Origin of the sequence: Rhizobium oryziradicis (assembly GCF_001939045.1) — a bacterium.
GTDB lineage: Bacteria > Pseudomonadota > Alphaproteobacteria > Rhizobiales > Rhizobiaceae > Allorhizobium > Allorhizobium oryziradicis.
On sequence record NZ_MKIM01000017.1, the window covers coordinates 15,261 to 36,984 of the forward strand.

Annotated in this window: 12 protein-coding genes; 1 reads left to right on the forward strand and 11 read right to left on the reverse strand. The window is 56.2% G+C overall.

Annotated features, from left to right (window positions below; all coding sequences use genetic code 11):
• Positions 1-2: 2 nt before the first annotated feature.
• The 5 genes from BJF95_RS00560 to alr all read right to left on the reverse strand — a co-directional run bounded on the left by BJF95_RS00560 (position 3) and on the right by alr (position 5,929).
• Positions 3-362, reverse strand: coding sequence for a DUF1850 domain-containing protein (locus BJF95_RS00560; protein WP_075637497.1), 360 nt, complete (start codon positions 360-362; stop codon positions 3-5).
• A complete protein-coding gene (locus tag BJF95_RS00565) occupies positions 359-2,449 on the reverse strand; it encodes a TRAP transporter permease (protein WP_075637498.1) in 2,091 nt (696 codons plus the stop codon). Before BJF95_RS00565 ends, BJF95_RS00560 begins: the two co-directional genes overlap by 4 nt.
• A 65-nt stretch (positions 2,450-2,514) precedes the next feature.
• Positions 2,515-3,471, reverse strand: coding sequence for a TAXI family TRAP transporter solute-binding subunit (locus BJF95_RS00570; protein WP_075637499.1), 957 nt, complete (start codon positions 3,469-3,471; stop codon positions 2,515-2,517).
• Positions 3,472-3,529: 58 nt separating this feature from the next.
• Entirely contained in the window at positions 3,530-4,777 is a 1,248-nt protein-coding gene (locus BJF95_RS00575; protein WP_075637500.1) for a D-amino acid dehydrogenase, read from the reverse strand.
• A 33-nt stretch (positions 4,778-4,810) separates the two neighbouring features.
• Positions 4,811-5,929, reverse strand: coding sequence for an alanine racemase (alr, locus tag BJF95_RS00580; RefSeq protein ID WP_075637501.1), 1,119 nt, complete (start codon positions 5,927-5,929; stop codon positions 4,811-4,813).
• A gap of 124 nt (positions 5,930-6,053) precedes the next feature.
• Here alr and BJF95_RS00585 point away from each other — a divergent pair, with 124 nt between their 5' ends.
• Positions 6,054-6,518, forward strand: coding sequence for an Lrp/AsnC family transcriptional regulator (locus BJF95_RS00585; RefSeq protein WP_075637502.1), 465 nt, complete (start codon positions 6,054-6,056; stop codon positions 6,516-6,518).
• Between the two features lie 71 nt (positions 6,519-6,589).
• Here BJF95_RS00585 and BJF95_RS00590 read toward each other — a convergent pair whose 3' ends face one another.
• The 6 genes from BJF95_RS00590 to gsiB form a co-directional block, all read right to left on the reverse strand.
• Positions 6,590-15,850 (reverse strand): beta strand repeat-containing protein, encoded by a 9,261-nt coding sequence (locus BJF95_RS00590; RefSeq protein WP_139317343.1) that lies wholly within the window; start codon positions 15,848-15,850, stop codon positions 6,590-6,592.
• Between the two features lie 527 nt (positions 15,851-16,377).
• Entirely contained in the window at positions 16,378-17,343 is a 966-nt protein-coding gene (locus BJF95_RS00595) for an isoaspartyl peptidase/L-asparaginase family protein (protein WP_075637503.1), read from the reverse strand.
• A gap of 24 nt (positions 17,344-17,367) precedes the next feature.
• The gene (locus BJF95_RS00600) at positions 17,368-18,186 is read right to left on the reverse strand and encodes a M55 family metallopeptidase (RefSeq protein WP_075637504.1); all 819 of its coding nucleotides are present in this window, start codon (positions 18,184-18,186) and stop codon (positions 17,368-17,370) included.
• Positions 18,187-18,221: 35 nt separating this feature from the next.
• Positions 18,222-19,124, reverse strand: coding sequence for a glutathione ABC transporter permease GsiD (gene gsiD / locus BJF95_RS00605; protein ID WP_075637505.1), 903 nt, complete (start codon positions 19,122-19,124; stop codon positions 18,222-18,224).
• 7 nt (positions 19,125-19,131) lie between these two features.
• Positions 19,132-20,052, reverse strand: coding sequence for a glutathione ABC transporter permease GsiC (gsiC, locus tag BJF95_RS00610; protein ID WP_075637506.1), 921 nt, complete (start codon positions 20,050-20,052; stop codon positions 19,132-19,134).
• A 79-nt stretch (positions 20,053-20,131) separates the two neighbouring features.
• Positions 20,132-21,685 carry a glutathione ABC transporter substrate-binding protein GsiB gene (gene gsiB, locus BJF95_RS00615; protein WP_075637507.1) on the reverse strand — a complete coding sequence of 518 codons (1,554 nt, stop codon included), beginning with the start codon at positions 21,683-21,685 and terminating at the stop codon, positions 20,132-20,134.
• Positions 21,686-21,724 lie beyond the last annotated feature (39 nt).

Consider the following 21,724-nt stretch of genomic DNA (forward strand, 5'->3'; position numbering starts at 1 on the left):
CATCAAGGGCAGGGGCTCAGCACAGCGCTTTGCCCCGCCTGTTTTCCCAGCTCAATACAGGTGTCTGCATAGCAAAGATGCCAACCGCCGCCAGTTGTGCCGGAGGCGGCAAGAGAAAGCTGCTTGATCGGTGCCAGCTTTGGTGTCCATGTCCACCAACCATCTTTCAGTTTTGCATCGTCGCCCGGCTCCATGCCCGCGCCAGAGCCTTTGACCCTGGCTTCTACAAGATGAAGGCCAGCGGGTTCAATTTGCCACTGCTCACGCCAGTCGATTTTCTCAACCGAATGGGTCCATTGCAGGGTAAAGACCGTGGTTGCAATCACCATGGTCTTTGCGCCCACGGCAATGCAAAGGCTCACGCGCTGGCCTCCGCTTTTGCGCGCCGCCAGAGCCAGAAAGCAAAGAGGGCTGATAGCACAAAACCTGCTTCATCGGTCATCGGTAAAGCCGCTACCAGCAAGAAAGCGGCACTCATTGCAAAAACCCGCTCAAGCGGTTTGAGCATCACCGCGCAAAAACCGGTCACAGTTGCTCCCCACAAACCAATGGCAAGCAGGGCCTTGGTGACGATGTAGAGCACAGCTGGAATATAGCCGATTTCCAAGGCCAGCGGTCCACCATCCTGAAGCATCAACGCGGGCGAATAGACGGCCATAAATGGCACAACGAAGCCAGCGGCTGCGACCTTGATGGCCTCGAGCGAGATGCGCAAACCACTTTCTTTGGCAATGGGTGCCGCGGCAAAACAGGCAAGCGCAACCGGCGGCGTCAGATCGGCGAGAATGCCAAAGTAAAACACGAACATATGGCTGACGATCAACGGAATGCCCAAGGCAAGCAATGCGGGGCCTGCGATCGACGATGTAATGATATAATTGGGGATGGTGGGAATGCCCATGCCCAGAATGATGCAGGTGATCATGGTCAGCACCAGCGATAAAAACAGGCTGGTTTTGCCCACAGAAACCACGAATTCGCCAAAGGTTGTGGCAACACCCGTGAGGGTCATTGTGCCGACGATGATGCCGACAATGGCGCAGGCAATGCCAACCGGCAGGGCGGTTTTTGCACCTTCCGCCAAGCTGTCAACGCAATCCACCAATGTTTTGCGGCCGCCCTTGCTGATCGCGTTCCACGCCACCAAAACCACCAGCGCAGCCAGCACAATGTTGAAACCAAATTTCAGAAAAGCAGCCCCGATCACGCCGAGTGCGATCCAGAAGATCAGGCGGATTGCGCCTGCGGGCAGGCCTAGCGCTATGCTGCCACCAAGGATGAGCATCGTTGTCAATCCAAGGCCGACCGTGCCTGCAAACAGCGGCGTATAGCCCGAAAACAGCAGCCAGACGAGCGCTGCCAGCGGCAGAATGAGATACCAATGTTGCCGCAGCGCCCTTGTCGCAGATGGCAATTCCGAGACAGGCAGGCCCACCAGGCCACGCCGACCTGCCTCAAGATGCACCATCCAGAAGGCCGACATGAAATAGAGGATGGCGGGAATGAGCGCTGCCTTGACCACTTCGGAGTATTCCACACCAAGAGTTTCGGCCATGATGAAAGCGACCGCTCCCATCACCGGCGGCATAATCTGGCCGCCCATCGAGGCGGTTGCCTCTACGCCACCGGCGAAGGCGGCGCGATAGCCGAATTTTTTCATCAGCGGAATGGTGAACTGGCCGGTGGTGACAACATTTGCCACACCTGAGCCGGAGATTGTGCCCATCAAACCCGATGAGATCACGGCCACTTTGGCAGCTCCCCCGCGTTTGTGACCCACGAGCCCAAGGGCCACGTCGGTGAACAGTTGGATCATCCCCGCTTTTTCGAGGAAGGACCCAAACAGGATGAAGAGGAAAATATAGGAAGATGACACGTAAATCGGCGTGCCATAAATGCCTTCCGTGCCATAGGCCATATGGTCGATGACCTGTGAAAGGTCATAGCCGCGATGATCCAGCGGGGCGGGCAGATATTGCCCCAGCAGACAATAGGCCAGAAAGAGGCCGCTGATGATCGGCAGTGCTGGTCCCATGCTGACCCAGCAGGCGAGAAAAATGACCCCAAGGCTGAGAATGCCCATAGTCATGTCCATCGGAAGCGGATCACCCGCGCGGATCAAGAGATCGGAATATTCAATGGTTTGATAGGCTGCCACTGCGACGCCACAGGCCGCCAGTGCCCATGCGATACCTTTGAACCATAAGGGTCTATGGGTTGCTGCGGCCACCAGCGGAAATGTGAGGAGCAGCAAGAAACCGACATGGATGGCGCGCACGATCTGGCTTGGAAAATCAATCAGATGGGCTGCTGTGGCAATTTGAAACACCGAAAAGGCAACCGCGATCAAAAACAGCAATCTGCCTTCGATGGATGCTGGAAAGGCATCGCCAAACCTGTTGTGAAATTCGGCCGTTTCAGTCTGTGTTGCTGTTGCGTTTGAATGCACGCTGCTTGTCCCCCCTCGCAGTCAAAAACGTGTCGCCGGTTGCAAAACCGGCGACAGGCAGAGCCTTACAACAGGCCTTTTTCCTTATAATAGCGTGCGGCACCCGGATGCAGCGGAATTGGCATGCCCTTGATGGCATTTTCCAATGTAATCGCCGATGCGGCGTTGTGGGCTGCTTTCATGGTGTCCAGATGTTCAAACAGCAGCTTGGTCATCTGATAGGCGGTTTCATCGGAAACGCCTTCGCGCGTTACCAGAAAGTTGACAACGGCAACGGTTGGGACATCCTCGGTCTGCCCCTCATAGGTATTGGCGGGTATAACAGTCGAGAGATAAGGCGGTCCCAATTTATCGGCCACATCTTTGGGAACGGACACCACATTGATAGCAACCGAAGTTGCCAAGTCTTTCAGCGATGCAACGCCGAGGCCCGCCGATTGCAAAGTGGCATCCAGTTGGCGGTTCTTGATCAACTCAACGGATTCCGCAAAAGGCAGATATTCGGTCTTAGCCAGATCCTTGTAAGACATGCCATCGGCGGCCAGAATGGCGCGCGCATTCAATTCGGTACCGGATTTTGCGGCACCCACCGAGATGCTCTTGCCTTTGAAATCGGCCAGTGTCTTGATGCCGGAGTCTTTTGAGGCGACAATCTGGATATAGTTTGGATAGATCGCCGCAATGCCGCGCAGCTTGTTGAGCGGTGCCTTGAAGCCGGCCTCTGCATCGCCTTCAGCCGCCATTTTCACGCTATCGCCCAGCGCAAATCCAATCTCGCCTTTGCCTTGCTGCAAGAGATTGAGATTTTCAACAGAAGCCTTGGTGGCCTGCACCTGGGTGCGTGCTCCCGAAATGCCATCGCCATAAATTTTGGCCAGCGCCACACCCAGCGGATAATAGACCCCCGATGTGCCGCCAGTCAAAACATTGATGAATTCGCTGGCTTTGGCGTGCTCTGTTGCTGTGATGCCGCTCAGCACGAAAGCACCTGCGGCCACGCAATTTGCAATAGCTCGTTTCACGATTGTCCTCCCTTTCAATCATTCGACAGAATGATCATGAGCGGACAGACGGATTGCGTCAATAGCGGCTGAGTGCGAGGTCGGCGGTTTCAATCTCTGCTTTTCGTCCGCTGATCACATCGCTCAGCATCCGCGCCGAGCCACAGCTCATGGTCCAGCCCAGCGTTCCGTGACCGGAATTGATGTAGAGATTGGTAAGTCTGGTCGCACCAATCACGGGCGTGCCATCGGGGGTCATGGGGCGCAGGCCCGACCAGAAATTGGCCTTGGACAGATCACCACCCGGAAACAGGTCGGTGACAGAATGTTCCAGCGTGCGGCGGCGCGCCTGGCCCAGATCATTGGTGTAGCCGGAAATTTCTGCCATGCCACCCACCCGGATACGATCGCCCAGACGGGTGATGGCAATTTTATAGGTTTCGTCCATCACGGTCGATTCGGGCGATTTGGACGGGTCCACAATTGGAATTGTCAGAGAATAGCCTTTGACCGGATAGACGGGCAGTTTGATGCCAAGGGGTTTTAGCAGAATCGGTGAATAGCTGCCCAGGGCCACAACATAGGTGTCGGATTTTACCACGCCCTTATCGGTGGCAACGCCGGTGATTTTCGAGCCGTCGGATTGAATGGCAAGGATGGTGCGACCGTAATCGAACACCACGCCCAAGGCTGCGGCCTTTTCAGCCAGACTATTGGTAAATTTGAAGCAATCGCCGGTCTCATCCTTGGGTGTTAAAAGGCCGCCGACGATTTTGTCGCGTGCGGCAGCCAGCGCAGGCTCCATGCGGATACAGCCTTCCTTATCCAGCACTTCATAAGGAATGCCATCGGCGGCAAGCGCCTTTACATCCTTGGCGGAGGCGTCGAGCTGGGCCTGCGTTCGAAACAGTTGCAGCGTTCCCTGCATGCGCTCATCATATGCGATGCCGGTTTCCGAGCGCAGATCGGCAAGCGCGATGCGGCTGTAATCTGCCAGTCGCAGCATGCGGCTTTTGTTGATGGCATAGCGGCCGGATGTGCAGTTGGAGAGCATTTTCAACATCCAGCCCAACATGGCTGCGTCAATTTTGGGGCGCAAAATCAAAGGCGCATGTTCCATGAACAGCCATTTCAGTGCCTTTTGCGGAATGCCGGGTGCCGCCCATGGGGAGCAATAGCCAAAGGAGACTTCGCCGGCATTGGCAAAGCTGGTTTCAAGTGCCGGGGCGGGCTGGCGGTCGATCACCGTCACCTCATGGCCGGATTTCGCAAGATAGTAAGCTGTGGTAACGCCGATGACACCAGCGCCAAGAACTGTGATTTTCATGATAATCCCCGATGTATGCTGTGCGTGGCGCGGTTAAATATAGTGGCGATGATAGCGGTGGCGAAGGCTCGTCAGGATCTCCCACGAGATGGTGCCTGCGGCTTTGGCCACATCTTCAAGTGTTTGATGCGGCCCAATCACGTCGACCAGACTGCCCAGGGTCAAGGTGCCCTCGGGCAGAGCAGAGATGTCTATTGTCATGCTGTCCATCGAGACGCGCCCGACAATCGGCAGACGCACATTCCCAAAATAAGCTGCACCCTTGTCGCTCAGGCTGCGTGGCAAGCCATCGGCATAGCCTGCCGCAATTGTCGCAAGTCGCATGTCCCGCGCGGCAACATAGGTTCCACCATAGCCTATCCGCGTGCCGGCAGGAACGGTGCGGGTTTGAACAACACGCACGGAGAGGCTGATGACCGGCTTGATTGCATCCCCCGAGCGGGCTGAAGGCACACCGCCATAGAGCGCAATGCCCGGGCGTACCAAATCGCCATGAAAATGCGTATCGAGAAAAATGCCACCGGAATTGCCAAAGCAGAGCGGAATACCCGGAAATTGCGCAAGAATATCTTGCATCACGGCGTGTTGGCTGGCGTTTTGCGGGCTTTCGCTCTCATCCGCGCTGGCAAGATGGCTCATGAGATAATGAACATCCAGATCTGCGAGCAAGGCCGGATTTTGCACCAGAACATCACGCTCTTGCGGCGACAATCCAATGCGTGACATGCCCGTGTCGAATTGCAAAATCGCAGGCAGGGATTTTCCCAGCGATTGAACGGTTTCTTGCCAATTGGCAATTTGCTCCAGTGAGTTTAGCACTGGAATAAACCCATGGGCGGCGGCAAAGTTTTCGCCACCCGGCAACACTCCGTTTAAAATGAAAATGCTGGCGTCCTGGGAAAGGTAAGGCCTTAGTTTCGCAGCTTCCTGAAGGTGGGCCACAAAAAATTTGCGACAGCCTGCCGCAAACAAGGCTGGTGCAACATGAGAAACGCCAAGGCCGTAAGCATCCGCTTTGACCACGGCTGATGCCTCTGCGGGGCGAACGCGAGCCGCCAGCGTGCGGTAGTTTTCAGCCAATGCATGTAAATCAATGACAAGACGCCCCGACAGGGCGTCAGCACAGATGTTTTCACCAATCGACATGTCCATCGCAATTCCCCGTTTTTGGAAAAGACTAGGGCAATCTGGAAGCAATGTTCGCGCAATATATGCATCAACGTTGCCATTTTAAGCGAATGACGCAATAATCAATGAAAAATAGGAGATTTATTGCGTGAGCGGCATCGACGCCATAGACCGCAACATCATGCGGCAGTTGCAACTGGATGCGCGAGTGAGCAACACTCGGCTTGCGGCCATTGTTGGCCTGTCACCATCGGCCTGTTTGCGCCGGATCGCGGCCCTGGAAAAAGAGGGCTATATCCGCGGTTATACGGCGATACTGGGCCAGTCGGACGAGAAAGACGGCATTGCCGTGATCATCAATATTACGCTGGAACGACAGACCGAAGAACACCTCAACAAGTTTGAGGCAGCGATCCGCAAATTCCCCGAAATTCAGGAATGCTTCCTGATGACCGGCGGCTCGGATTATCTGCTCAAGCTGGAGGTGGAGAACGCCCATGCTTTTGAGCGCATCCATAAGGAAATTCTTGCCAAATTGCCGGGCGTTGCGCGGATTCACTCCAGCTTTTCCATCCGCAATGTCTTGAAGACACGACAAAGAAAAGGGACTTGAGCGCGATGGCGTGATCAAGCAGATGGCAGCATCAACCGCCATCTGTTGAACAAGGTTTCAATATTTCCGGATCACCGCACATAAGCGGAGATCACCGCAGCAATTTGATCCGGGTTCAGCGCGCCCATCTGCGTTGCCATCAACGTGCCCAACTGCTCGCTTGACAAGTTGGCGATGTCACTGGTTGACAGGCCAGCAATGCCAGTCGAGTTGAACGAGGCAATATCTTCCGTCGAGAATGTTGCCAATTCTTCCTTCGTCAGGGCTGCCACTTGTGCAGAGGTCAGGGCTGCCACCTGGCCTGAGGTCAACGCCTTGGCCTGATCTGTGGTCAAAGATGCAATGACCCGCGTGCTCAAACCAGAAACAGCGCTGGTGCTCAACAAGGCGATCTGGCTGGTAGACAGAAGCGCGATATCATCAGTGCCCAGTGCCGCCGCCTGAATGCCATTGAGGGTTCCAAGCTGGGCTGTGGACAGTGCAACAAACTGTGCCGTGGACAGCGCCGCCACCTGATTATAGGTCAGATTGCCAATCTGATAGGTGGTGAGAGCAGCGACTTCTGTGGTGGACAGAGACGCGATGACGGCCGTGGACAAACCCTTGATTGACGACGAACTGATCAGCTTAAGCTCATCAACGGTGAAGGTATCCATGTCTTCGACGGACATGCCTGCCAGGCCATCGGCGCTCAAGGCGGCAATTTGGGCAGTGGAGAAGGCGTCAACCTGCGCAGCCGTTAATGCGGCAATCTGATTGCTGGTCAGGCCCTTGACATTTTCGGGGCTGAGCGAGGCCAGCTCAGCCGTGGAGAGGGCCGCAATGAACGCCGTCGGCAAGCCGGAGATACCCTTTGAACTGAGGGCGGCAAGGTCTTCGGTGGAGAAGGCCTGCAGATCTTCGGCCGTGAGACCACCCACCGCGTCGGAGCTGAGGGCGGCAAGCTGGGTGCTGGACATGGCCGCGATCTGCGCCAGTTTCAGGGCAGCCACCTGGCTGCTCGTCAATCCCGAAATCCCGCTTGTGCTCATTGCTGCGATCTGGGCGGTCGAAAGGGCGGCAAGAACGTCCGTTTTGAGCGTTGTGACCTGTCTGGAAACCAGTCCGCTGACCTGCGCTGTCGTCAGTGCGTGCAGTTGGTCGGCACTCAAAACATTGAGCTGTGTTGAGGACAGGCCCGAAATGGCCTTCGAACTGAGGGCGGCGATCTGGTCTGTGGTAAATGCGGTCAGGGCCGATGTCGATAGCCCGACGCTGGCCTCCAGATTGATGGCAGCAATATCGGCCGTTGAAAAGGCGGCGAGATCTCGAGAATCCAGCACCGCAATCTGTTTCGAGTTCAGGGCGGCAATCTGGGCTGTGGTCAGAGCCTCGATCTGATCTGATGCCATGGCATTGATCTGATCGGTGGAAAGACCGGGGATGCCGGCAGCGCCGAGGGCTGCAATCTGCGCGGTTGTCAATGCTGCGATGGTGCTTGTCGATAGTCCGGCAATGGCAGAGGAGTTGATTGCCGCGAGGTCGGCGGATGAGAATGCGGCGAGATCGTCGGTGCCGAATGTGGCAATCTGTGCCGATTCGAACATCGCAATCTGGTTAGACGTCAAGGCTGCGGCCTGATAGACGCTCAGTGTAGCAATTTGAGCGGTCGAAAGACCCTTCACGCTGGTCGGGTTCAGGGCCGCGATCTGATTGGTTGAAAGGGCGACAATATCGTCTGTGCCCAGCACCGATAGCTGCTTCGACGTCAAGGCGGCAATCTGCTGGGTGGTCAAAACGGCCACGTCGTCTGTGGACAGCGCGGCGATTTGATCCGTGGAGAGTGCTGCGACGCTGGCGGTTTGCAATGCCGCGATCTGTTCCGTGGTAAGGGCGGCAATGATGGATGTGGACAGACCGGCAATCGCACTGGAATTGATGGCGGCAATGTCTGCGGTCGAAAATGCACCGAGATCGTCAGCACCCAGCATGGCGATTTGCGTTGACGATAGAACGGCGATTTGCGTTGGCGTCAGTGCTTGCACCTGGGCGGTGTTCAAGACAGCAATGTCATCGGTGGTGAGGCCAATCACACCGGCTGTGCTCAGAGCTGCGATCTGTTTTGTCGAGAGAATTGCGATGTCATCGGTGCCAAGCACGGCGATCTGTTTGGAAGTCAGGGCGCTGATTTGCGTGGTTTGTAGCGCGCCCACCTGTGCCATGCTCAAGGCCGCAATCTGGGTGGTGGTCAGTCCTGCAATCGCGGCTGTGCTGATGGCCGAAACCTGGTCTGTCGTCAGGCTGGCGATGACACCCGTCGTCAGACCGGTGATGGCACTCGAATTGATGGCCGCCAGATCGGAATTGGTGAAGGCAGTCATATCCATCGTGTCAAGCGCAGCAAGCTGGTTTGATGTGAGAGCGCTGATCTGCAGGGTGGAGAGTGCGCCAAGCTGGGCTGTGGTCAAAATGCCAACCTGCGCAGTCGACAGACCGATAATGCCGGCTGTGCTGACGGCTCCGATCTGGTCTTCGCTCAGAACGGCGATATCCGCTGTATCGAGCGCCGTGATCTGCGCGGAGCTGAGAGCTGCCATCTGGCTTGTGGAGAGTGCGCCCACCTGAGTGGCTTGCAAGGCAGTGATCTGCTTGGTGGAAAAGCCAGCAATTCCGCTTGTTGTCAATGCCTTGACTTGATCTTGCGAGAGTGCGGCAACCACATCCGTTGAAAGCCCAACGATGGCACCAGGATTGAGAGCGGCAATGTTGCGGGTCGAGAGAGCTGCAACATTGGCTGTTGTCAGCACAGCCAATTGCTTGGATGTCAGCGCATTGATCTGGTTTGTCGCCAGAGCGGCAATCTGTGTCGAGCTGAGGGCTGCAATTTGTGCGGTCGACAGGCTGCTCATACTGTCTGTCGTCAACATGGAGATCTGAACAGGTGTAAGGGCTGCGATCAGTGCCGTCGACAGGCCTGCAATCGTGCTCGAAGTGAGGGCTGCGATGTCTGCTGTGGTGAATGTTGCCAGATGTTCTGTGCGCAGCACCGAGATCTGGTTGGAGCTCAACGCAGCCACCTGGCTTGCGGTCAATGCCTCCATCTGGGTGGTGGTGAACATGGCAAGATCTGCGGTCGTCAGACCGGCGATACCATCAAAGCTGATGGCTGCAATCTGTGCCGTTGTCAGCGCCGCGACCTTGTCTGCGGAGAGGGCCTCGATTTGGTTGGAGGCAAGGGCACCCACCTGACTTGTGGACAATCCGGCAATCTGGCTCAAACTGAGGGCTGCAATTTGTCTCGTTGAAAGGGCACCAACGCTGCTTGCACTGAGGGCGGCAATCTGATCACTCGTGAAGGAAGCAAGGACACCGGTCGCCAGGCCGGATACGCCATCGGCGCTGAGGGCGGCAATGCTGCTGGAGGACAAGGCAATCAGATCATCGGTCTGAAGCACGGCAATCTGGCGCGATGTCAAAGCCGCAATCTGGGCTGTGGTAAACGCTGCCAATTGGGCTGTGCTCAGCGTATTGATCTGGCTGGTGGACATGGCCGAAATGCCGCCCGCATTGAGAGCGGCAATCTGCGTTGCCGAGAAGGCAGCAAGATCACCGGTTTCCAATGCATTGATCTGCATGGATGTCAGCGCCGCCACCTGGCTGGTGGCAAGCGCTGCGACCTGCGTTGAGGTCAGCGCGGAAACCTGCTTGGTGGTCATTCCACTGATAGCAGCCGCCGTGAGCGCGGTAATCTGATTGTTGGACAGGGTGGCAAGAGCGCTGGTTTCGATGGCCGAGACCGCGCTTGCGCTGAGGGCTGCGATGTTGGCAGTTGAAAAGGCAGCCAAGTCACCTGAATCAAGCACAGCTATCTGCTTTGAGGTGAGCGCTGCCGCCTGAGATGTGGTCAACGCCGCGAATTGTTGTGCGCTCAAGGCTGCGATCTGCGCTGTGGACAGGCCCGCAATGCTGTCGGCGCTGAGCGCCTGGATCTGGCCGTTTGTCAGTGCGGCAACATTGCTTGTGCGCAAGGCGGTCAGCTGATCAGAGCTCAAGGCTGCAATCTGTTTGGTGGTCAAAGCGCTCGTTTGCGCGGCGCTCAAGGCATCCAGCTGCTTGGTGCTCAGGCCGCTGATGCCGGAGGTGCTTAAAGCGGCAATCTGACTGGTTGAGAGTGCTGCAATAACAGCGGTCGAGATTTGTCCAATCATGGACCCGCCAATGGCCGCAATGTCCTTGGTCGACAGGCCAGCGATACTGCTGGTGTCAAGGGCTGCCAGTTGGGCAGCGGTCAGCGCACTGACCTGTTTGGTCGACAGCGATGCCAATTGTGTGGCGCTCAGGGCATTGATCTGCTTTGTGCTCAATTGGGCAATGCTGTCACTGCTCAAGGCCGCAACCTGCGCGGTTGTGAGTGCTGCGATAAGGCCTGTGGTGAGACCCGCAATCGCGTTTGTGGTAATGGCTGCAATATCTGCTGTCGAGAATTGCTGTAAATCACTGGTGGTCAGCGCGGCGATCTGGGCGGAGCTGAGAGCCGCCACCTGGATTGGTGCCAATGCCTGGGCCTGCGCCGTGCTCAGAACATTGATATGTGTGCTCGACAAGCCGGAGATGCCGTTTGTGCTTAAAGCTGCAATCTGGCCCGTCGACAAGGCTGCCACATCGTTGGTGCCAAGCGTGGATATCTGCGCCGAGGTCAGTGCGGCAATCTGTTTTGTTGACAGGGCGGCAACCTGATTGGTGCTGAGGCTGTCAATCTGTTTGGTGGTCAGCATATTGACCGCAGATGTGCTGAGAGCGGCAATCTGGGCTGAGGAGAGCGTCGCAAGAACGTCTGTCGACAGGCCTGCAATGGCCGCTGCACTCAGTGCAGCCAGATCGCTGGTGGAGAACTGCGCGATATCGGCGGTGTCCAGAGCACCAATTTGGGCAGAGTTCAGAGTTGCGATCTGTTGCGTTGTCAACGCGTTGATCTGGCTGGTACTGAAGGCGTTGATTTGATTGGTTGACAGGCCGGAGATGCCGTTTGCGCTGAGTGTTGCCACCTGCGTTGTGGACAAAGCCGCAATGTTGTTTGTCGTGAGAGCGGCAATCTGCGTTGAACTCAGGGTGGCAATTTGTGCGGTATCGAGCGCGCCAACCTGGTTGCTGCTCAGGGTCGAAACCTGATCACTGCTCAAGCCGTTGATACCATTCAGGCTCAGCGCCCTGATTTGGGCCGTGCTCAGCGCCGCGACACTATAGGTGCTCAACGCCGCAATCTGCGTGGATGTCAGAGATGCCATTTGCGCTGTGGTCAAACTGCTGATCTGCAGCGTGCTGAGGGCGTTCATCTGATCGCTCGTCAAACGCGACACGGTCATTGTGCTCAAGGCGCTCAGCTGGTTTGTGCTCAGCGTGTTGATCTGATCGCTCGACAGTCCCACAACCGCATTGGCCCCCAGAGCCGCAAGCTGTTTGGTCGACAAGGTTGCGACGCTGCCAGTTGTCAGGGCGGCGACTTGTTCGGATTTGAGCGTGGCAATCTGTTTGGTTGTCAGAACGTTGATCTGGTCGGTGCTCAGAACCCGGACCTGATCAGAGGTCAATCCCCAAATGCCAGCGGTGCTCATGGCAGCCATTTGTGCGGTCGACATCGCGGCGATGTCGTCGTTTGTCAATGCGGGTACCTGAGCCCAAGAGAGCGCTGCGACCTGAAGCGTGCTCAACGCCTTGATCTGGCTGGTCGTGATGGACTGGATCTGATCTGTCGTCAACCATGCGACGCTGAGGGTGGTGAGTGCCGAAATCTGATCGGACGACAGGCTTGTGAGGACACCTGTCGACAATCCTGGAATCGAGCCCGCATAGATGGCAGCGATGTCAGCGGTTGAGAATGTTGCCAGATCGTCTGCTTTGAAAGCGCCGAGCTGCGTACTGGTCAGATAGCCAATCTGCTTTGTGGTGAACGCATCAATCTGCGTGGTGGACATGGCATCGATCTGGTCTGTCGTCAGAGCCGACACGCTGGACACATACAGTGCGCCGATCTGTGCGGTAGACAAAGCCGCTACCGCGCTGGTTTTAAAGCCAACAATGGCGGCAGCACCAATCATGGCGATGCTTTTGGTTGAGAAATTCGCGATGTCGTCAGGCTCAAACGCAGCCAATTGGCTGGAGCTGAACGTGCCCACCTGGTTTGGTGTCAACGCGCTTATTTGTGCCGAGGTCAGAGCGCCAATTTGAACAGAGGTCAAACCTGAAATGCCACTGGCACTCAATGAGGCAATTTGCGCCGTGCTCAAAGCTGCAATGTCGTCTGAAGACATGGCGGCGATGTCCAAGGAATCCAGCCAAGCGATCTGCCGTGTGGAAAGGCTGGCAAATTGATCCGGTGACAAGGCATCAAACTGATCGGTTGACATATTGCTCAGGGTGGACGCATCCAAGGCCGCGAGTTGGGCGGTGGTCAAAGATGCAACGGCATCAAGTGTCAGGCCCCGAATGGCACCGTATTGGATGGCAGCCATGTCTGCGGTGGAAAAGCGTGCAATATCATCGGTACCAAGCACAGCCAATTGCAGCGAACTGAGAACGGAAACCTGCGTCGGCGATAGGGCTTCCACCTGGGCGGGCGACAATGCCGCAAACTGCTCTGTTGTCAGGCGGAAGACCGAGTAGCTGCTCAAGGCCGCGACCTGATCGGTTGTCAGATTGGCGATAACCTCCTTTGACAGGCCGGTGATCGAGTTGAAGTTAATGGCAGCGATATCGGTGGTCGAGAATTTGGCAACAGCTTCCGGGCTGAGAACCGAGAGCTGTGCGGAACTCAAGGCGGAAACCTGAAGAGAGGACAGGGCCTCGACCTGAGTGATTGATAGTGCGGAAACCTGATCGGTTGTGAACCTTTGTATGGCATTATAGCTGAAGGCAGCCACTTGCGCTGTCGACAATTGGGCGAGATCATCGTTCCCCAAAGTATAAACCTGGGAGGCGTTGAGTGCTGCAATCTGACCGGTTGTGAACGCGGCAATCTGGCTTGTGCTGAAGGCGTCAATTTGTGAGGTTGTCAGGAGCGCGACGGCCAGGGTGTCAAAAGCAGCGACTTGTGCGGTGGTCAGATGTGCAATCACATCGGTTGTCAGGCCCGAGATTGCGCTGTTGGTAATCGCAGCCATGTCAGCGGTTGAGAAGGTTGCAATATCATCTGTGCCCATTGCCGAAAGCTGGGAGGAGCTGAGAGCGGCAACCTGAGGAGAGGTAAGTGCCGCAACCTGACTGGTGGACAGAGCTGTGATTTGCTGTGTGGTGAGGCGAGCGATAGCGCCTGTGCTCATGGCAGCAATCTGACTTGTCGACAGGGCTGAAATGTTGCTGGCGTCTACGGCTGCGGATTGGACCGCGCTGAGAGCTGCAATTTGCGCGGTTGAAAAGGCGGAAATCTGCGCAGCTTTGAGACTGGCAATCTGCGTGCTGGTCAGGTTGGCAATTGCATCGGTTGAAAATGAAGCAATTTGTGCGCTCGAAAGCGATGCGACAACGTCTGTCGACAAGCCTCGAACAGAGTAAGGCGAGATGGCTGCAATCTCGGCTGTCGTAAATGTCTGCAGATCGTCCGCACCGAGTGCAGACATCTGGGCTGCGTTGAGGGTAGAAATTTGAAGAGAAGACAGGGCCTGGATCTGGCTGGTGTTCAAGGCACCAATCTGGTTGGTGCTCAAGCGACTTACTGTGTCGACCGTCAGGGCAGCCATCTGCGCGGTTGACAGAGCAGCAAGTGTTGCTGTCGCCATGCCCGATATGGCTTGACCCGAGATGGCCGCGATGTCGCTGGTGCTGAATGTTGCAATGCCGCTTGGGTCAAATGCCGTCATCTGCACAGAGTTGAACATGGCGATCTGCGCCGATGTCAGCGCTCTCACCTGAGCCGTGTTCAAGGCGTGAATCTGGTCGCTGGTCATGCTGGAGACGGCATTGATGTCCAGCACTGCAATTTGATCGGTCGAAAGGGATGCAATAGTTGCCGTCGCCAAACCGGGCATACCATTTCGGCTGATGGCGGCAATACCAGCGGTCGACATGGCCGCGACGTCATCCGTTCCCAGAACAGCCAATTGCGTAGAGTTAAGCGATGCAATCTGGCTCGGCGTCAGCGCTGCGATCTGCTGTGTCGTGAACGTATTGATCTGAGTCGCGCTTAATCCGCTGACGGACCGTGAATCCAATGCCGAAACCTGATCGGTGCTCAGGACGCTGACCTGAGCCGTGGTCAATGTTGAGATTTGCGACCAACTCAGCACAGACATTTGTGCGGTTGTGAGGGCTGCAACCTGCTTTGTGCTCAGGGCATTGATTTGACTGCTGCTCAAATAGGCAAGCGCGCTGGTGCTGAAGGCGGCGATCTGATCGGTTGTCAGGGCAGCAAGGGCTGCTGTGGATAGGCCAGAGATGGCCCGGTTGGTAATGGCGGCAATGTCATCTGTCGAAAAAGTGGCAATGTCATCACTGCTGAGCGCTGCAAGCTGGGCCGAGCTTAACACCTGCACCTGGCTGTCGGTCAGGGCCTGTGCCTGGGCCGTGCTGAACGTTGCCATCACGTCCACCGACAAGGCCGACATGCCCCATGTGCTGAAGGCGGCAATCTGGCTGCTCGACAGCGCTGCAATGTCGTCGGTGCCGAAAGCGCCAATTTGCACGGGCGTGAGAGCCGCGATCTGCGCGGTCGTCAAAGCCGCAATCTGGCCGGTGGTGAGCTGATTGACCTGGGTCGACGACAGGTTGGAGATGGTGGAGGGGTCAAGCGCTGCGACCTGTGCGGTTGACAAAGCCCCAAGTTGCGCGGTTGTCAGGTTTGAAACAGCACGAATGCTCAAAGCCGCCATTTGCGCTGTGGAAAGGGATGCAAGAACAGCCGTGGAGAGGCCCAGAATGCCTGAGCTACTGATGGCTGCAATGTCGCTGGTTGAAAATGTCGCCAGATCCGCAGTGCTGAGTGCCGCCATCTGCAGAGAGCTCAGCGCACCGACCTGCGCCGAATTCAGGGCTTCGGCTTGATCGGTTGAAAACGCACCAATTTGCGTGGTTGTGAGCGAGCTGATCTGCCCCAATGTGAGGCTGTTGACATCTTGCTTATCCAAAACGGCAATTTGCGAGAGCGTCAGCCCGACAATGGCGTTGCGCGAAATGGCGCTGATTTGGTCGGCGCTGAGAACATTGACATCTTCATCGTCCAAAGCGGCAATCTGCTCAGAGGAAAGCGCATTGACTTGCTGGGTCGAGAGTGACTTTGCATCTTCGGTTGTCCAGGCTTTCACTTCCGCTGTCGAAAGTGATTTGATCTGGCTAATGCTCAGGGAAGGAACTATCGATGTCATGCGTCAAAACCCCAAGTATTATCGCGATACAAAAACCAACTTAAACTGCAACGACATGAGACGAACGGGATCGTTATGGATGCAATCCGGATCGTTCACAGCCTGTCTCCCGCAGCTTTTTCGCAGTTCAAAGTTCTGGATGTGCCTTTCTTGTGCGGCGCGCGTTTGCTCCAAATGGGCAACGCACTTCCACGCAAGACGGTTTTCCAGCTAGCGGTTTGATTATGGGGTCTCTGGCTTGTCCGAACCTTAAGTTGACACGCTCGCTGCGGGTGAGAACAAGCAGGCTGGCATCATGACAACACCTCGCATCCATAGGGGTGCAAGGCGCTGACGGGCGATAAGATCGCAGATATTGATGCAACTATGTGGAGAGGACGCCTCTCCAAAGCAAAAGGAATGGGTGGCTCTTTGGTGCCTCGAGAGTCTGTCAGGTTCAAATTGAACCAGACAGACTCATCGTTCCCTTGTTTTCGTTTGTCTGTTCGGGAAAACCGGATTCCACTTTTCCCTGACAAACTCTATTGTCAGGCCTGTGTTTCGAATATTTCGTCATGGGTGGCGACAAACATCCGCCCATTTGTGTCAATCCAGCCGCGAAACATGCCTGCGGTGTTGTAAGGCGCGGTGATTGAACCATCGGCACCAACGGCCACAAGACCGGCCCCAATGTCATGTGGGGCGAGATCGGTGAAGACGACGTGCTGGCAGGCATCGGTCAGGCTCTCACCCAGATAACGCATCCGACTGGCGATTTCATGGCCCACGGCATGGCGGATGAAGAATTCACCTTTGCCGGTGCCAGACAGTGCTACAACGCCATCACTGGCATAGGTTCCGGCACCAATAACGGCAGAATCGCCAATGCGGCCGGCGGGCTTGTTGTTGAAACCGCCGGTGGACGTGGCGGCGGCCAGATGGCCCTGAGCGTCGAGGGCTACAGCCCCTACGGTGCCATGCTTTTCAGCCTCGCTGGCTTTTGCGTCCGTGCCTGCTTTGGCGTGTTCTTTCAGAGAAGCCAATGCTTTTATGCGCCGTTCGGTGGTGAAATAGGCCTGCTCCACCATCGAAAGCCCGGCCTTTTTGGCAAAGGCATCGGCAGCAGCGCCGCCCAGCATCACGGTTTCACCGCTGTGCATCAGGGCGCGGGCGGCGGTGATGGGGTTGCGGATCGCGCGTGTCATCGCCACCGCTCCGGCCTCTCCGGTGCTGCCATCCATAATGGAGGCGTCCAACTCATGCACGCCATCGGTGTTGAGGGCGGCACCATGGCCCGCGTTGAAATGCTCGGAATTTTCCATGACCACCACAGCGGCTTCCACGGCATCAAGTGCCGAGCCACCCTGCATGAGTAAGGCCCAACCGGCCTTTAACGCCCGCGTCAGGTCGGCGCGGGCGGCTTCCCAGTCGCTTTCCGGCATGTCCGCCTTGTTCATCACGCCGCACCCGCCGTGAATGGCCAAGGCAATCGGATTTTGCTGAGCGTTTTTCATAGATGCCTCAAATGAGTTTGGATGTTATCGCAGCATTGTCGACATGGCCGAGAGAGAGTTGATCATGCGCACGGCATGTTCAACCTTTGGCGCTTCAAACGAAATGCGGTTGCCGCCAATGCGGGAAAGCGTTGGCCATTGGCAAAACAGATCGGCAAGTCTGGTGGATTGGGTTTCGATCTCTACAGAGATGGGACCAGTCAAGGTAAACACGGGCGTTTGGCGGGTTGCGCCAACGGCAATCCGTACCCCTTCGCGAATGGCTTGGCACGATTGCTCGGGCGACAGGCTGACGCCGCAGATCGCACCACCCGCTTTTTTGGTTTCGACAAAGGTGGTCTTGGGAAAGAGATCTTTGTTTTCGTCAATGAACACATCATCGCCGCTGGCCATGATCACCGGCACACCATATTCACCGGCAAGCGCGCCATAAATGCCCGCTTCACCCAGTTCCTGGCCATTGAGGAAGATGCGCGAAAAGGCAAAGCTGTTGATGGTATGGGCCAATATGCCATAGCCCTGACCGCGCGAATGATAGCCAATCAGGCAAACCCCATCGACACCCAGTTCAACGCCGGACATCATGCTGAGATAGCGCGGCTTGCCCTGAATGGCGCGGGCGCGTTTATCAAGGAGATCAGGCGGCATATTGCGAAACGAGCCGTGGGAATCGTTGACGAAAACCTCGGTTGCACCGGCGTCAAAGGCCCCGGCAATGGCGGCATTGGCTTCATGGGTCATCAAAAGGCGGGCACGTTCATATTCACCATTGCCAGCACGCACCTGATCAGTGTGATAGACGCCAGCCACGCCTTCAATGTCGACAGACAGAAGAATTTTCATGGATTTCTCCGAGATGTAAAAAGAACGAACGGCAATTATTTTCGGTCGATTTTCGGATCAATCGCATCGCGAAGACCATCGCCCAAAAGGTTAAAGGCCAAAACGGTGACAAAGATCGCAAGGCTTGGAAACAGTGCCACATGCGGTGCATTGACCATATCGGCGCGGGCATCATTGAGCATGGCACCCCACTCTGGCGTTGGCGGCTGCGCACCCAGACCCAGAAAGGAAAGGCTGGCGGCGGTGATGATGGAGGTGCCAAGCCGCATGGTGAAATAGACCACGATGGAGGAAAAGGCACCGGGCAGAATGTGGCGAAACAGAATGATGAAATCGGAAGCGCCCACACTTCTGGCGGCCTCGATATAGGTCATGTTCTTGAGCACAAGCGTGCTGCCGCGCACCAGACGCGCGAAAGCCGGAACCGAAAAGACGGCAACGGCAGCCACAACATTGACCATGGAACTACCCAGAATGGCAACGATGCCCAAAGCCAGCAAAATACCGGGAAAGGCAAACAGAACATCGCAAATGCGCATGACGATGCGATCCCACCAGCCTTCATAATAGCCAGCCAGAAGCCCGAAGATGGTGCCGACCAGCCCGCCCAAGGTGACAGAGAGAAGGCCGGTGGCCAGCGAGATGCGCGCTCCCATCAGAATGCGGCTGAAAATATCGCGGCCCAGTGGATCAACACCAAACCAATGGGTCAGCGAAGGGCCAGCGTTGATCATGTCATAGTCAAAGAAATTCTCGGCATCAAAGGGCACGATATAAGGAGCGGCGATGGCCAGAACCATCAACAGCACAATGAAGGCCAAGGCTGCGAGGGCGACGGGTTGGCGCTTGAACTTGCGCCAGAACTCGCTCCACGGCGTGCGGACGGCGTGATTTGCCTCGGGAATGACGGCAATGGGGGCAGATTGGATGTCGCTCATGGCCTGCTCATTTATAACGGATTGTAGGATTGATGACGCCGTAGAGCAGGTCCACGACAAGATTGATCAGGATGAATTCCAGCGAGAACATCAAAACCAGAGCCTGAATGACGGGGTAATCGCGCTGGGTAACAGCATCGACCAGTAGGCGGCCAACACCCGGCCAGTTGAACACCGCTTCGACCACAATGGAGCCACCAAGCAAAAAGCCAAATTGCAGACCCATCATGGTGACAATCGGGATCAATGCGTTGCGCAGGCAATGCTTGGCAATGACCACCTTTTCATTCAGCCCCTTGGCGCGGGCGGTGCGGACAAAATCTTCCTGAATGACATCAACGAAAGCAGCGCGGGTAAAGCGCGCCATAACGGCTGCGACCCCCGCACCCAGGGTCAGCGATGGCAAAATGTAATGCTTCCAGCTGTCAGCGCCCACGGTCGGCAGCCATCCGAGCCAGACAGAGAAAATCTGCATGAGCAACATGCCCAAAGCAAACGCCGGAAAAGAAATGCCGGAGACGGCCAGTGTCATGCCCAAGCGGTCTGGCCATTGATTGCGAAAAACAGCCGAGAGAATGCCGATGCCCATGCCAAATGTGACCGACCAGAGCATGCTGGTCAGGGTCAGCAGCATAGTGGGCATGAACCGCTCGCCGATTTCAACCGAGACGGGGCGATGCGTGCGCATGGAAACACCCAGATCACCGTGCAACATGCGGGTAAAATAGCTCACGAATTGCTCGGGCAGGGGCTTGTCGAGGCCCAGTTCGCTGCGCACCAGTGCCACAGTCTGCTCATCGGCATCCTGGCCTGCGGCAAGGCGAGCCGGATCGCCCGGCAGCATATGCACGAACAGGAAAACCAGCACGGCAACGATGAGAAGTGTTGGCAGGAGGCCAAAGACGCGCTTTAGAAAATAATTGAACATGGCAACAGCCGCAATAAGCCTTCAGGATGGTGATGAGGTGCCCCGGCGCAGGTCGCGCCGGGGCATATTTCAGAAACGATTATTGGCTGACCGCAATATCAGACGTATCGATATTGCCGTCTGGCATGACATAGACGCCGCTCAAGCGCTTGGCGGATGCCGAGACGTTCTTTTCGACCACCAGCGGTGCCCAAGGCAGATCCTTCATGATCTGCTCTTGTGCATCGGCATAGAGCGTCTTTTTCTCATCGTCCTTGGTGCTCTTCATCGCCTTGGCAATCAGATCATCCACGGTCTTGTTGCTGTAATAGGCCGTGTTGTTCAGCTTTGGCGGCCATGCCTCGGTGGCCAGCAGCGGGCGCAAGGCCCAGTCGGCTTCACCGGTCGAAGAAGACCAGCCTGCATAATACATGCGGACCTGTGCGGTCTTTGGATCAGGCGCTGTCTGCACCCACTCGGTGCGCTGGCCCGGCTCTAGCGCCTGAAGCTTCAGCTTGATACCAACCTGTTGCAACTGTTGCTGGACAAATTGGATGCTCTTTTGCGCCGTTGTGGTGGTGTAGGCGCTCCAAAGCGTTGATTCAAAACCGTTCGGATAACCGGCTTCCTTGAGCAATTCGCGCGCTTTGGCTGGATCATAGGGCCATGCTGGCAATTTATGGGCATAGAGCACGCCTTCCGGCACAATGCCTTCGGCAGGCTTGGCAAAGCCGCTGAAGGCCACCTTCGCCAGCGCTTCCTTGTTGATCGCGTAGTTGATGGCCTGGCGCACACGCAGATCATCATAGGGCTTTTGCAGCATGTTGAAGCTCAAATAGCGCTCGATGATCGATGGGGAGACGGTGACATTGAGCTTGTCGTTCTTCTCCAGCGTTGCAACCTGCTCATAGGGCATTGGGTAGGCAAAATCAGCTTCGCCGGTCTGCAACATGGCGGCACGGGTGTTGTTATCTGTCACGGGCTTCCAGGTGATGTCATCAACCTTGGGAAAGCCTTTACGCCAGTAGCCGTCAAACTTCTTGACCTTGACGAAATCGGTCTGCTTCCATTCGACAAATTCAAACGGGCCGGTGCCGACGGGATGGAAGGCGATTTCCTTGTTGCCCCATTTGGTCAGGGCGGCAGGCGAAATCATCGCAGCAGAGGCATGCGCCAGCGAATTGATGAAGGGGCCGAACGGCTGCTTCAGCGTGATGCGCACTTCTGACGGGGAAACAACCTCGACCTTGTCGATCTGGTTGAACTGGTTGAAGCGGGCAAGCTTGTTTTCGGGGTTGCGAACGCGATCAAGATTGACCTTCACGGCATCTGCATTGAAATCGGTACCGTCTTGAAATTTCACGCCTTCGCGCAGCTTGATGTCATAGACCAGACCATCATCAGACACGCTATAGCCGGTTGCCAGCACGGGCTGCACTTTCAAATCCTTGTCGAAGCCAAACAGGCCCTCGTAGAAAGACTTGGTCACAGCGGTGGTCAGCGTGGTGTTGGTGTTATAGGGGTCGAGCGTTTCTGCCTGTCCACCCAGAGCCAGAACCACATGGCTGGCCGCAAACGTCTGGCCTGCGCCCAATGATAGAAATCCCGCAAGCGCTGTGGCAAGGGCGAGCCTGGAAGAGAACCTGTGCGTCATCAATATCTCCTGTTCTGGTGGTCTGGATGGGTAAGTGTA